The sequence below is a fragment of the Dyella sp. NPDC103356 genome, from assembly GCF_055584465.1.
The window spans coordinates 746,011-759,811 of the sequence record NZ_JBVJLZ010000001.1 but is presented as its reverse complement, the minus strand read 5'-3'; the positions used below and the strand labels follow the sequence as shown (position 1 = coordinate 759,811).

Below are 13,801 nucleotides of genomic sequence, written 5' to 3'. Positions count from 1 at the left end.
GTTCCTCTAAGAATGTTCTAATCTATTGAATCTGAAGCGGTCGCCAAGGTGGCCGTTTCGTATGTTGCTGCGGTGAATTCACAGCATCGTCGACGTCGGTATCAGAGCTTGATGCGCTTGAAAACAAATTCCGGGATATGGCGAATGATCAACATGATCGGCAGCCAGAACCACGGCAGGTAGATCACACTGCGTCCGCGATCGGCTGCGTGCACGATGCCCTTGGCGATGGCATCAGGCTTGGCCCATAGCGCGCCTTTCTTGAAGTCGCGCGTCATGGGCGTATCGACGAAGCCTGGCTTGATGGTGAGTACGTTGACGCCGACCTTGGCCATGCGCTGACGCAGACCGCTGGTGAATGCGGTGACCGCTGCCTTGGCGGCGCCGTAGAGGTAGTTGCTCTGACGGCCGCGGTCGCCGGCAACGGAGGAAATGACTCCCATGACACCCGCACGCTGTGCCTCGAAGCGAGGTGCCGCCGTGGTCAGCAGAGCGATCGTCGAGGTGGCGTTGGTCGCGAACTCTTTCAGCGCCACCTCCACGGAAGCCTCGCATTGCGCCTGGTCTGGCAGCGTGCCATGGGCCACTAGCAATACGTCGACCTGCCCCAGCAACGACCAGATCTGCTCGATGATGCTGGCGTGCCTTTCCGTGTCATTTACATCGAGCGACGCAAAGGACACATCTTGCGAGCCGCGTACGCGCAGATCGGCAGCGATGTCCTGCAGGCGTGCTTCGTTGCGGGCGACGAGGAATAGCTGGGCCCCGCGCGCGGCGTACAGGCGCGCGGTGGCTTCGGCAATGGCGGACGTGGCGCCGATGATGACGACCTTTTGCATGCTTACTCCGTGACCCGGCGCCAGAAGCTGGACGAAAACTTCGGGTCGATGTAGTGGCTGAAGGATTCCCAGGCGGGGAAATACTGTTTGAAATATTTTGCAGGCATGCGTGCATCCTTCGCCGGATAGACCGCGCCCCCGGCTGCCGCCACGATGTCGTCCAGTCGATCGAGCAGCGCGAATGTGCCGGAGCCCCGGTTGGGGAAGTCCAGTGCCAGAGTGGCGCCAGGGCGCGGAAAGGACAGCATGCCGGGCGAAGCGACATCGCCGAATTGCTTGAGCACCGCCAGAAATGAGCCCTCGCCGGATGCGGCGATGGTCTTTACCAGTGTACTCATGCAATCGAGGGATACGCCCGGCGGTACCACGCATTGGTACTGCATGAAACCGCGCGGACCGTAGATGCGGTTCCAGTCGCCGATGCCGTCGAGAGGGTAGAAATGAGGCTCGTAGTGCATGGTGACGTGGCTGACGCGTTCGCGTTGCCGGTGGTAGTACAGCGCGTTGAATGCGCGCAGGCTGAGCGGATTGATCAGCGATATCGGCGGCGTCATGGGCACGCGCAGGCGCCGCGAAGGTCCGTTTGGGCGGCTGTCCGGATGGGACGGAGCATGGTTGGCGCGAGTGAAGATACCGCGTCCCAGTGCACTGCCTCGGCTTGCACAATCGATCCAGGCCACGGTGTATTCGTAGTCGCGATCTGATTCCTGCGAGAGGCGGAAGAATTCAGACAGATCGTGGAAGCGATAGACTTCCGCGCTCATCCAAGGTCCGGCCACGCGACGCAGCTGGATCGTCGCGCGGGTTACCACGCCGGTCAGGCCAAGGCCGCCGATAGTGGCAGCGAACCATTCCGGATGCTGTTGCAAACTACATGTGCGGCGACTTCCGTCGGAGCGCAGTAGCTCCAATTCCAGCACGTGGCGCCCGAACGTGCCCGCTTTGTGGTGATTTTTTCCGTGTACGTCGTTGGCAATGGCGCCCCCAACCGTCACGAACTTGGTACCCGGCGTCACAGGCAGGAACCAGCCCTGGGGTACGACTAAATCAAGGATCTCGGAAAAGAGAACCCCTGCTTCGCATTCCAGTACGCCGCTCTGGACATCGAAGCGGATGAAGCGATCCATGTGCCGGGCGTGCAGCAGCGCGCCACCGTGATTGAGGCAGCTGTCGCCGTAACTGCGGCCATTGCCATAGGGCAGCATGGAGCTTGCCGGGGCCGGAAGTCCCGCGTGGCGGTCGGTCAGCGCAATGACAGTCTGGTCCGCACCAGGGTAGCGGCCCCAGGATTCACCGACCCTGCTCATTGGATGGCGAAGAGGATGACGACGGCCGCAAGCGCCAGGACTACTCGGCTGAGCTTGTCGGTAACCGCGAAGACTACCGGATCGTCATGCATGATGCCGCGGTGTGCGATGGCCCAAGTGCGACTGATCCAGTACAGAAGCAGCGGGCAAAGCAGCCACAGATAGTGCGGGTGGTGGTACAGGACGCGACTGTCGGGACTGTCGATGTAGAGCGCAAGCACGAGCACCGAGAGATAGCCACTGGCGGCGCCCAGAGACTGTATGAGCGGAATGTCTCCCACGTCGTAGCCGCGCCCGCTCGCATTGATCTTGCCGGCCTTTTGTGCGGCCAGCAGTTCGATGTAGCGCTTCACCATGGCAAGACTCAGGAACAGGAACATCGAGAACGCCAGCAGCCAGAACGACGGCTTCGTATGGACGGCTGCCGTGCCGGCGACGATGCGGCTGGTGTAGAGCGTGGCCAGCACGACCACGTCGAGCATCACGACGCGCTTGAAGCGCAGCGAGTAGGCCGTGGTCAAGATGTAGTAACCAGCAAGCACCGCGACGAAAACCTCATGCAGCAGCAAGGCGAGCCCGAAGCTGACGATCAGCAGGCCGGCTGCGACGACTGGTCCGACGATCAGGGGCAGATGCCCCGCCGCAAAGGGGCGCTTGCGTTTGCGGTGATGCTGGCGGTCTGCGGCGAGATCGAGCAGATCGTTGGTGATGTACACACTGGATGCGCAAAGGCTGAAACAGACGAACGCCAGCAGGGTGGCCAACACGGCGTCGATGTCGAAGAGTCGATGCGCGGCAAGCAGGGGGAGGAATACCAGCGCGTTCTTCACCCACTGATGAACCCGGAGTGCCTTGAGCCAATGGCGCGCGCTTGCGCGGGGCAGTTCGAAGCGCTTGGCGACCGTCGTTACGCCCGCAGCAGCCTTGCTGAGCGAAGAGCCGGACTCCACCGTGATGGCCGCGTGGGCATGCTTCCACACCTTCAGATCGACTTTCGCATTGCCGACGTAATCGAAGCCGCGTTCTCCATAGTGTTCGACCAGCAACTGGGCCTTCTGGCTACCAGAGAGGTTGCGTTCGCCATCGCTGGCCAGGACGGCATCGAAGCCGCCCACGTGATTGGCGACTGCCTGCGCCAGGCCTTCGTCCGATGCCGTGCACAATGCGACGATACGCAGCGCCTGCTGCTCGCGTACCCAGGCGACGACATCGGTGTTGTAAGGGAGATGAGCGGCGTCCAGCGTCACACGGGTGGCGATCTCACGCTTGAGGTGGGCCTTGCCACGCAGAAGCCAACCAAGCATCGAGAACAGCAATAGCGGGTTGCGCGACAGCAAGGCCAGCGCAGACTCGACCAGCAAGTCTGAATGGATCAGGGTACCGTCCAAGTCGACGCAAAGCGGCACACTCTCCGATTCGGAGCGGCCCGCTCCAACTTTGACTGACAAGCCTTCCATTAACGCCCCTGGATTCTATTCTATGCCGGAGATGACGATCCGCCCCGTCCGACGCCTGCGTACAAATATGCGTTCATCATGTTACTACGACGGGCTTGCGAGTATGGTCCGCCGTCCTCCATGCTGGCCGTAGGGGCGTGCCCGAGACGCTGACGGTGTCAGTGGTCGCCGTCGCAGTGTGTCCTGGCTCAGCCCTGGCCGGCTTTGGCGGGGCCGGCTGCAGCGGTGAATACCATCTTTTCATGCCGGGTGCGCATGCGTGCGGGCTCCATGCCGATGTTGAGCTAGCGTTCTTGTGTGCCACCATCGGACACGGCGATGGCCGACCATTCGCCCCAGCCAGTACTCTCGGTGCTGAAAGTAACCGTGAATGTCTCCGGGAGCTGCGGGCTGTCAAACCGTAACAGCAACCACTGGTTGGCCAAGGGCATAACGCCCGAGGCGAGCCTGCCGTCGTCAATCTTGAATCTCTGGCGGCCGGTGGTTGGACCTGAACGGTAGAAAAGGGTCGCGCCCCGGTGGGCGATCAGCGCAATGCTTCCGGTCACTGTGTGGGACCCAATGACGCTGCCATACACGTGCATACCGGGGAAGGCCGAATGGTCGAAATCGCCACCTGCCCAGGCATTTTCAGCCTGGACGTCCGCAGCTGTCATCGTAGCTAGCTCGCGGGCCGGCGCTACCCAGGTGATATGGAATGGAGCTGCCGGCGGGATTGCGACGAAGCGGCACGAGAGATCGGAGGTGACCACTGACAATTCGCGGTGCGCGGCCTGGGCTTGCAGGTAGCCTGTGAAGCCAGAATAGCGCGTATCCGGGCCCGGCATGTCCATCACATCACCGTGCCTCTGCCCGATTAATCCGTAACCCACGATGGTCTTGCCGTCCACGAACATCACGGGACGTGGCATGGGGCTTTTGTTGGATGGCACCAGCCATCCACGTACCAGAACGAACCGCGAATCGCCCCGAACCTCGGTCGCCTCTTCGATCGCGCCGTGGCATATGTCCGAGGGGAGTGCTGCCAGCGTTGTGCCCAGCTTGTTCCGCGCTTCGTCGAACGGCGCGTGGGAAAAGATGGACAGATGACGTTCCGCAGCCATGCGGCCTAAAGCGAGGGCCTGATCGACGAACGGATAAATGACGGGAATCTGAGTTTCGTCACGGATTCCCAGGTCCAGTGCCACAACGGCGACGGCCTGTTGGAAGCGTTCTTCGCGGTGTGATTCCTTGGCGCGTTTTTGTTCGGGCAGTGCTGCCAGCAAAAGTGCAAACAACGCGGCAAGCACCAGATAGCGGGTTATGTGCCGCATCTTTGCGATAGCGGGAGAGCACAGTATGAGCAGCGCTGCCCAGGTCATGATGGCTGGCGTTGTGTAACGACTGTCGAACGCGTGAGCTTCACCGGTGGCTGCTCGCCCCAGGGTTGTTCCGGCAGCGGTGCCGCCGATGTAGGCGATAAATGAGATAAGTGCCCAGGAAAGGGGGCGTAACTCATCACGGACCGCCTCACGCACCGCCCACGCAATCGCACTCAGGACGAGCAGGGCGCCGAATCCTGCGGCAACGTTGCGTGCGTGCACGGGATCGATGTTGCGTGCGACGTAATAGAAGGGGCTACCCAGATAAAGCAACAGGAAGCGCAGGCAACCCCACGGGTCATCACGAAGAATGGCCAGCATCGAGCCGCCACCATTCGATAAACCTTGCTGATAGGCCCAGCCAAGGACGAGGGAAAGCATGCCGAGCAACGTGATGCGGCGCCATCCCATGCGTGTGATCGCAGCGTAGGCGGTCAGGATCGGAAGGGCGAGCACGCCATTGGCCATGGTGCCTAGCGATGCCACACCCAGCACGCATGCAGCAGCGAAGGCCAGATGGCCACCCGAGGTAGAGATGCGCGCGCGATAAATCGCGAAGAGTGCAGCCAGTGGCAGGAGCTGGGCCAGAATGAACTGGCTCTGGAAGGCCCAGGTCAGATTGCCCTCTTGCGACCAGAAGAAAAGCCAGGCCGTCAGGAACGCGGCGATACAGCGGCGGAAGGTTGCATGCGCCTCTTCGGGTATTGCCTCGGAAAGGAACCGCCAAAAGACCCACAGCGAGCATGCTGCAAGGACGTAGTTGGCGAGGATGAGGAAAATGGCGTTTCCCGAAAAGAGCGCCATATCGATCCAGAACAAAACACGCGCGAGGACGATGCGGTGCTCATTATGTGGCGCCCACCATGCACTCCAGTCGCCGTCGCTCACCTTCCGGAAGAAATCGACGCTCCCATCCCACATGTCCGCAATGGGAATGGGCGTATACGTCCGAACCGCTCCGACGATGGCCAGGCCGACGAAGATAAGCGCGAACACGACGAAGGGGATGATGGTGATGGTGGCCCCGATGTTGGGCCTCACGATGCCTCGTTCGCCGCGCTTCAAAGAGATCGCTTCCAATAAATAGCTTGTGGAACTTGGTAGATCACCCGCATGACCAGTCGCTGCGCGAAGTGCTCCTCAACCCGCAACAGCCAATCGAGCATAAGGCTTGCGCTGCAAGAGGCTAGGGCGGCGAGGCGCCGCCCTGGCCTGGCTTCAGCCAATGGCGGCTTCCAGCTCGGGAATGATCTTGAACAGATCCCCCACCAGGCCAATGTCCGCGATCTCGAAGATCGGCGCTTCGCCGTCCTTGTTGATGGCCACGATGGTACCGGCGTCCTTGATGCCGGTGAGGTGCTGGATGGCGCCCGAAATGCCGATGGCCATGTACAGCTCCGGTGCGATGATCTTGCCGGTCTGCCCCACTTGAAGCTCGTTGGGAACATAGCCCGCATCCACGGCCGCGCGCGAAGCGCCCACGGCTGCGCCGATCTTGTCGGCAAATTTGTAGATGACGTCGAAGTTTTCCTTCGAGCCGACACCGCGCCCGCCGGACACGACCTTGCTGGCGCTCTGAAGGTCCGGGCGGTCGCTCTTGCCCTGTTGAAGGCCAACGAAGCGGGTGTGACCCGGCAAGGCTGCATCGATAGCCAGCGCTTCGATCGCGGCGGAACCCGATGAGCCCGCCGCGGACCAGGAGGCGGTGCGAATGGTGGCCACCACGATCGAAGCGGCGTCGACTTCTACCGTCACGATAGCGTTGCCGGCGTAAATGGGGCGCTTGAAACTGTGCGGGCCTTCCACCGTCATCACGTCGCTGACCTGAGATACGCCCAGGAGGGCCGCCACACGGGGGGCCAGGTCCTTGCCGAAGGTCGTCGAAGGTGCAAATACGTGGCTATATCCGGCGGCGGCTTTGGCGATCTGCGGTGCGTAGACCGCGGCCAGCGGATGGGCGTTCTCGGCGCGGGCAACAGTGAGGACCTTGCTCACGCCATCGATCTTGGCTGCTTCGGCGGCGATCGCATCCGGCGCGTCCGAGAGCACGATGACATCGATGGCATCGGCTTTTACGGCGGCCGCCGCGCTTACGGCGCGGGCCGTGGAACTATTCAGTTTGCCGTCGAGGTGCTCGGCGATAACGAGGATCTTGCTCATCTTCAATATCTCCTGTGCGCTGCCTTACAGCAGGCCCTTCTGCTTGAGGGCCGCGACCAGCTCAGCGGCGTCTTTCACCATGACACCCTTACTACGCTTGGCCGGGGCCGCGTAGTGGGTGGTTTTTACGTGGTCGGCGGCATCGACGGCCAGCGAGCCAAGTTCGATCACATCGATCGGCTTGGATTTGGCTTTCATGATGTCCGGGAGCTTGATGAAGCGCGGCTCGTTGAGACGCAGATCGGTAGTCACCACGGCGGGCAGATCGACTTCGATGGTCTCGAGACCGGCGTCGACTTCGCGAGTCACGGTGGCTTTACCGTCGGCGACTTCAAGCTTGCTCGCGAAGGTCGCCTGGGGGCGATCCCATAGCGCCGCCAGCATCTGGCCCGTTTGATTGGCATCGTCATCGATCGCCTGCTTGCCGACGATGACCAGGCCCGGCTGTTCTTTTTCGGCCAGCTTCAGAAGGACGCGAGCGGCCGTCAGCGGCGAAACCGTGTCGGTGGTCTGCACATGGATGGCGCGATTGGCGCCCATGGCGAGGCCATTGCGTAGATGGGCGGTCAAATCGGCGGGGCCGATGCCGACGACGACCACTTCTTCGGCGATGCCTTTCTCGCGCAGGCGCAAGGCCTCTTCGAGAGCGATATCGTCAAAGGGATTGGCCGAAAGCTTCACGCCGTCCATCACGACGCCCGTGCCATCCGGCTTGACCTGGATGCGCACGTTGTAGTCCACGACGCGCTTGTAACCAACAAGAATCTTCATCTGCGGGTCCTTCATGGTTGGCCGCCCTTGCGGGCGGAAGCCGCTATTCTAGCCGGCTTCAAACATTTGTATGAAATCGGGTCGGGCGCGGCATTCAGCCGCTGGGCCTGGCGTAGGGGTAGTTCCTTTCGGGGGCTGCGCTCGGGCGGAGCCCGCATACGGCCGCGGCGTCGTCTATGACGTACCCGGCGCTAGCGGCGCTTGGGCCGATGATGCGTTCGATGGCATGAGCCAGCGTACCGTCGGTCTGGCCGCTTTCCGCTTCGAATTCCCAAAGCCCCAGATGGGCGTCCAACAGGGGTCGCAAGGACTCCAGTCGTGCCCAGAACATGCTGCCGGCTATGAACCCGTAGGTTCTATCCAGCGTGCCGTTCGGCAAGCCCAGGCGTATCGCAAGGCGATCGGCATTTGCCTTGTTGGCGCCCCAGAAACTGTCCAGGTCGAGCAGGTGGTCCTCGGGAGCGACGAGGCCCAGCTCGGGGCGGTGCGTGAACGCGTCGACGATGTGCATCGCACGGTCCCCGGCCGTCAGCTTTGCCACCATGTCGCTGCGCCAGCTCGCGCCATCGTCTCTATGCGTCGATCGCTTGGTATGCAGCTTGAGCACTAACGGGACGTTCTCGTTGAGCAACCGATCGGCAACGCGGAGGAAGGGCAGGACATCGCGGCCACGGTTTTCGAAAACTTCGATGTCTGCCACGACATTCGATCGCGCGATATATGCGCGAACGTTCGCCTCGTGTTCCGGTGCCGTCGTGAGGATAATTCTCCAGTCGATGCGGCTCGCACCCAGTGCGGCGATCAGTTCATCGAGAACCTCGACATACCAGACGTGGATGACTGCGCAAGGCCGGGTGTCGTTTGCCGGCACCTGGGCACCAGCCGTCTGAAGTGCAGCCCGAGTGGCGGCAAGCCAAGCGTGACCGAGCCGGGTGTCAGGCTCGAGCACGGCGCCTTCCGCCCATTCGTTCCAGGCGTTGATGAAAACCAGCGGAGTTGCGGGGTCGCGGTGCGTGGCTGTGGCAATGCTCTTGGCTAGCCAGTCGCGATAACGCCTTGGTGATGCATGCAGCAAAACGCGCCCACGCCCGCTGCGGCGGGGCTCGTTGTCCCAGCCTGGGTTGACTCCGGGATAGAGCGGGTAGCCGGGATCGCTCTGGTGAATCGAAGCATGTGCCAGCGTTCGCCAATCCAGGACGTCGCCGTGGAAGTCCGGATTGATCAGTTGCTGGTGTTGGGCGATCGAAGCCGGTGTGGCGTTATTGGGTGGAAACTCTACAGCCGCATCGAAACCGATATCGCGTGGGTCGACCCGGTCGAAGCTTTGCACATAGGCAAGATGAATCTCGCCGATTCCCGCCTGACGGCACCATTCGCGCCAACGGGCCGCCGTTGCCTTGGGTTCGGGCAACAGGCCTGGGCGATAGACGAGCAGCATCGGCTTGCCTTGCACACGCAGGTAGCGCGGATCGCGCAAATAACGCGCGACATGCTCGATAAAGGCCAAATCGTCACTCGCGCTATGTTGCTGGCCGATCAGTACATCGTCCGCGCGGCCATCCCAGCGGCGTGACCAGTTTTCGTTAGCCCAGCAAAGGCAGATCGGGAGATCGAGCGACGGGTCGGCCAGCCATTGCCCGAGCGGCTGCTCAAGCAGTGTCTTGCCACCGAACCAGTAAAAATAACTGCAGAACGCACCGATGCCGTACTCGCGCGCCAACTGCATTTGCTTCTTCATGACGCCTGACTGGCGCAGATCGTAATACCCCAGGTCAGCCGGCTGCCGTGGTTGCTCGTGGCCTTCGAATTGGGGGAGTGCGCGCGTTACGTTACGCCACTCGGTAAATCCGGCCCCCCACCAGGCATCGTTTTCTGGAATGGGGTGATATTGCGGCAGATAGAAGGCAATGAGTGTGGCGGGAGGTGTTGTTGGTGTGTCACCTGCGATGTAGGGCGTGTAGCCGATCGCGGCACCGCCCGATTGCGCGAGGGGCCGCAAGGCGGCGTTCCCGCTGGGCAGGCGACCTTTCGGCGCGGATGGTACCCAGTCAGCATGATTGGCCAGAAAACGCTGGCGCAGCCGGTCGCGTGTGGCAACCGACATCGGCACGACGCGAAAGCCGGCGCGTGCCATCGTGAAAGCCAGTTGTTTCCAGAAATTGTGCTTGGACATGGTCAGGGCAGTATGCGCCGAAGAGCGTCGGCAGCAGCTTCCACGGAAAAATGCTTCCGGATATTTTCGATGCCATGCTCGGAAATCCGCTGCCAGATGGCCGCATCCCGCTGCAGCCGAAGGAACGCGTCCGCAAATGCCTGGGGCTCATCGGCAATCAGGACATCGTCCCCATCGGTCAAATGCATGCCTTCCACCGCCATCGTCGTCGCGATCACCGGCATCCCATAGCTCATCGACATGTTGATCTTGCCTTTCACTCCAGCGCCGAAACGGAGCGGGGCCAGGGAAGCGATGCAACCGTCGAGCCATGGTGCCAGGTCGGCGACGCGGCCATGAAACACGAGTCCCGGCGTGTTCAATTCCGTGCGCAAGTTATCGGGCACGTCACCAAGAACGTGAACCTGCGTTTCGGGCGAGACTTGGCGCAAGCCAGGCAGGATATCGCTGGCAATCCAGCGCATGGCATCGACATTCGGCGGGTGTCCATGTCCGCCGATGAAGACAAGGTCGCGACGTTCGTTGTGTGGCCGTCTCTGCCCATGAATCTCATGGATATTGGAAAGCAATTCGACGCGAGCTTGCGGAACCAGGTCTTTCAGCAATTCCTGTTCGTCCGCGCTGACTACCAGGCTGACATCGCAACGTTCGATCAAAGCGAGTTCGCTCTGGCGCGATGCCTGCGCCTGGCGCGCCATGGACGCGCTGCCGTTGAGTTCCGCCGCACGCTGTTCACGAACGAAGTGCAGGTCGACGGTATCGAAAAGTACGATGGCCTGAGGCGCATGGCGGCGAACCAGATCGATGTACTGCCCAGCCACGTTGTGCCGGCAAAGCATCACGGCGTGAAGCTCGGAGCCGTTCTCGGCAAGCCATGATGCAAGCCCGTTCACGCAAGGCTTGGCCAGAACCTCGACGCCCAGGGCGCCCAATGCAGCGATCTCGTTCGCGGTAGCTCGCCCATCGTCGGGAAGAAAGCAGCAGCTCCATCCTTGCTCGCCAAGTAGTTTCAGTATCGCCGAGAGCCTTAAAGACCCAGAGTCGCGCGCGGGCTCGGGCGTTATGTTGTCGACGACGAGAATGCGGCCACGCTGACGCCAGCGCGTTGCCTTGTCCGCGGATACCGTTCGTGCCGGATGGCTTTTCAGCACGGACGCCCACTTGGCGGCGAACGTCGCCTGGTTGATGGCCTGATAACGCTTGGCGCCGCTTTCGATATCCGTACCGGAGCTGATGCCTTCGTAGTGCACCACGACACTGGTCGGTTCGTAATAAACACGCATGCCGGTATCGCGAACGGCAAAACCGAGATCGGTGTCTTCATAGTAGGCAGGCGCGTAACGGCTGTCGAAACCGCCCACCTTGGAAAACATGTCGCGACGGATCATCAACGAGGCGCCGGAAACATAATCGACTTCCCGGCGGAAGCGGAACGCCGGCGTATCGCGTGATTCAAAGCGACCGACGTTCCAGGATGTTCCGTCGTTGAACACCAGTCCGCCGGCTTCCTGGAGCCGGCCATCCGGGTAGACAAGGCGGCTACCGGCAATTCCGCAGTCGGCTCGGTCGTAAAAGCATTCAAGCAACTGATCCAGCCAGCCAGCAGTTACCTGGGTGTCGTTGTTCAAGAACAACAGGTATTCGCCGACAGCTGCAGCGGCGCCGGCATTGCAGCTTCCGATGAATCCCAGGTTTTTCTTGTTGACGATGATTTTTACGCCGTCGACCTTGCGAAGTGTTACTACGCTTCCATCAGGCGACGCGTCGTCGACAACGATCAGCTCGAAAGATGCCTTCGACGCATGGCGTACTATCGAGCGCAGACATGCCAGGGTGTATTCGAGTTTGCCGTAGACCGGTATGACGATCGAGACCAGCGGGCTCGCCGAACGAGGAATGGCGAACGGCGCGAACACGACATCGAGCGGTTCGACATCCAGCGATTCATCCAGCACCGGCCGTGCTTCGAACTCCTGACGCACTCGCGCGAACGTGCCGCGCCAGCCACGCAGCGCAATGCTCCCGCGCAGGCGTTGCATCAGGTAACTAAGGCGTTTTACGCGCCACTGGAAGTTCGCGATCAGTACGGCACCCTCTTTGTATCAAAGGTTCTGATAATTCGGACCCGATCCGCCCTCAGGCGTCACCCAGTCGATGATCTGATACGGGTCCTTGATATCGCACGTCTTGCAATGCACGCAGTTAGCGGCATTGATCTGCAGCCTCTTGCCGGACTCGTCCTGAACGATCTCGTAGACGTTGGCCGGGCAAAAGCGTTGGCAAGGGTTTCCGTATTCGACGGTGCAGCGATCGATGCAGATCGTGGTGTCGGCGACACGCAAGTGGATGGGCTGGTCTTCGTCGTGTTCGGTAGCGGCGAAATAGACGCCGGCCAGACGGTCGCGCGGGGCGAGGTCGCGCTGCGCGTAGTCGCGCTTGGGTTCTTCCTGCTGCCCTAGCTTGTGCAGCGAGGACCAATCCGCCTTGTTCTTCAGCGTCCACGGCGAGGCGCCCTTGAGGACGGTTTCCCAGGCGGCGTTCAACATGCCGAACCACAGGCCTTTCTTGAAGCCGGGTTTGATGTTGCGCACCTGCTTGAGCTCGGCCATGACATCCGAACCGCGCAGCTTGGCGTTCCAGCCCGCGCTGCTCAGGGAGTCGGCGATGTGTTCGGCAGCAAGCATGCCCGAGCGGATCGCCTGGTGGGTGCCCTTGATCTTGGGCACGTTGAGCAGGCCGGCGGTATCGCCGATCAGCAGGGCGCCGGGCATTTCCACGTTGGGCAGCGACTGGTAGCCGCCGGTGACGATGGCACGGGCACCGGCGGAGAGGATCGTGCCGCCTTCGAGCAGGGATTTCACCGACGGATGGTTCTTCCACTGCTGGAAGGCTTCCCACGGCTGGTAGTTGGGGTCGCTGTAGTCCAGGCCGCTGACGTAGCCGAGTGCGACGCGATCTTTATCCAGGTGATAGAGAAAACTGCCGGCGTAGGTCTGATTGTCGGCTGGCCAGCCGAAACTGTGCACGATCTTGCCCGGGTCAACGCGGCCGGCCGGGAGCTGCCATAGCTCCTTGATGCCGATGGAGTAGCCTTGCGGGTCGCTGTCCTTGTCCAGCGCGAAGCGCTTGATCAGCTGCTTGGTCAGATGCCCGCGAGCGCCTTCGGCAAGCACGGTGAGCTTGGCCTTGATGTCGATGCCCTGGGTGTAGCCGGCCTTGTGTGTGCCGTCTTTCGCGATACCCATATCGCCAATGCGCACGCCAGCCACCGAGCCGTCGTCGTTATAGATGTTCTCGGAGGCGGCAAAGCCAGGGAAGACATCGACGCCAAGCGCTTCGGCCTGTGGAGCCAGCCAGGCGCACATGGCGCCCAGCGAAACGATGAAGTTGCCCTTGTTGTGCATGCCCGGCGGGATCGGCAGCTTGCGAGCGCCGGTCTTGCTGAGCAGCCAGAACTCGTCTTCCTTGGCAGCCACGCAGATCGGCGGCGGGTTGTCGCGCCAGCCGGGCAGCAGGGCATCCAGCGGCTGCGGTTCGATCACCGCGCCGGAGAGAATCTGCGCGCCGATGGTCGAAGCCTTCTCGATCACGCATACGGTGAGGTCGGGCTTGATCTGCTTCAGGCGGATCGCGAAGGACAGGCCCGCAGGGCCTGCACCGACAACGATCACGTCGTATTCCATCGTTTCGCGTTCGCTCATGGCGGACTCCAATCAGGCTGACACGGAGAACC

At 61.6% G+C, this 13,801-nt stretch carries 9 protein-coding genes; all 9 read right to left on the bottom strand.

All coding sequences use genetic code 11. The features are described 5' to 3' along the window. Positions 1-101: 101 nt before the first annotated feature. The 9 genes from ACZ6WW_RS03265 to ACZ6WW_RS03225 all read right to left on the bottom strand — a co-directional run bounded on the left by ACZ6WW_RS03265 (position 102) and on the right by ACZ6WW_RS03225 (position 13,769). The gene (locus ACZ6WW_RS03265) at positions 102-839 is read right to left on the bottom strand and encodes an SDR family oxidoreductase (RefSeq protein WP_465272938.1); all 738 of its coding nucleotides are present in this window, start codon (positions 837-839) and stop codon (positions 102-104) included. A 2-nt stretch (positions 840-841) separates the two neighbouring features. Next, positions 842-2,146 carry an FAD-binding oxidoreductase gene (locus tag ACZ6WW_RS03260; RefSeq protein WP_465272937.1) on the bottom strand — a complete coding sequence of 435 codons (1,305 nt, stop codon included), beginning with the start codon at positions 2,144-2,146 and terminating at the stop codon, positions 842-844. Next, complete coding sequence (locus ACZ6WW_RS03255; RefSeq protein WP_465272936.1) at positions 2,143-3,594, bottom strand: UbiA family prenyltransferase; 1,452 nt, start codon at positions 3,592-3,594, stop codon at positions 2,143-2,145. The genes ACZ6WW_RS03260 and ACZ6WW_RS03255 overlap by 4 nt, the downstream gene beginning before the upstream one ends. A 293-nt stretch (positions 3,595-3,887) precedes the next feature. Next, a complete protein-coding gene (locus ACZ6WW_RS03250; protein ID WP_465272935.1) occupies positions 3,888-6,005 on the bottom strand; it encodes a hypothetical protein in 2,118 nt (705 codons plus the stop codon). A 177-nt stretch (positions 6,006-6,182) separates the two neighbouring features. Further along, positions 6,183-7,124 carry an electron transfer flavoprotein subunit alpha/FixB family protein gene (locus ACZ6WW_RS03245; RefSeq protein ID WP_465272934.1) on the bottom strand — a complete coding sequence of 314 codons (942 nt, stop codon included), beginning with the start codon at positions 7,122-7,124 and terminating at the stop codon, positions 6,183-6,185. Positions 7,125-7,148: 24 nt separating this feature from the next. Further along, positions 7,149-7,895, bottom strand: a complete 747-nt coding sequence (locus ACZ6WW_RS03240) for an electron transfer flavoprotein subunit beta/FixA family protein (protein WP_465272933.1) — start codon at positions 7,893-7,895, stop codon at positions 7,149-7,151. Positions 7,896-7,989: 94 nt separating this feature from the next. Continuing rightward, positions 7,990-10,068, bottom strand: a complete 2,079-nt coding sequence (locus ACZ6WW_RS03235; protein ID WP_465272932.1) for a glycoside hydrolase family 99-like domain-containing protein — start codon at positions 10,066-10,068, stop codon at positions 7,990-7,992. A 2-nt stretch (positions 10,069-10,070) separates the two neighbouring features. After that, positions 10,071-12,107 carry a glycosyltransferase gene (locus ACZ6WW_RS03230; RefSeq protein ID WP_465272931.1) on the bottom strand — a complete coding sequence of 679 codons (2,037 nt, stop codon included), beginning with the start codon at positions 12,105-12,107 and terminating at the stop codon, positions 10,071-10,073. A 63-nt stretch (positions 12,108-12,170) separates the two neighbouring features. After that, positions 12,171-13,769 carry an electron transfer flavoprotein-ubiquinone oxidoreductase gene (locus ACZ6WW_RS03225; RefSeq protein ID WP_465272930.1) on the bottom strand — a complete coding sequence of 533 codons (1,599 nt, stop codon included), beginning with the start codon at positions 13,767-13,769 and terminating at the stop codon, positions 12,171-12,173. Positions 13,770-13,801: the final 32 nt, after the last annotated feature.

Bases quoted from the DNA above. Each gene is read 5' to 3' on its own strand.
- ACZ6WW_RS03265 (WP_465272938.1), bottom strand. From the start codon at position 839: ATGCAAAAGGTCGTCATCATCGGCGCCACGTCCGCCATTGCCGAAGCC.
- ACZ6WW_RS03260 (WP_465272937.1), bottom strand. From the start codon at position 2,146: ATGAGCAGGGTCGGTGAATCCTGGGGCCGCTACCCTGGTGCGGACCAG.
- ACZ6WW_RS03245 (WP_465272934.1), bottom strand. From the start codon at position 7,124: ATGAGCAAGATCCTCGTTATCGCCGAGCACCTCGACGGCAAACTGAAT.
- ACZ6WW_RS03240 (WP_465272933.1), bottom strand. From the start codon at position 7,895: ATGAAGATTCTTGTTGGTTACAAGCGCGTCGTGGACTACAACGTGCGC.
- ACZ6WW_RS03235 (WP_465272932.1), bottom strand. From the start codon at position 10,068: ATGTCCAAGCACAATTTCTGGAAACAACTGGCTTTCACGATGGCACGC.
- ACZ6WW_RS03230 (WP_465272931.1), bottom strand. From the start codon at position 12,107: ATGCAACGCCTGCGCGGGAGCATTGCGCTGCGTGGCTGGCGCGGCACG.
- ACZ6WW_RS03225 (WP_465272930.1), bottom strand. From the start codon at position 13,769: ATGAGCGAACGCGAAACGATGGAATACGACGTGATCGTTGTCGGTGCA.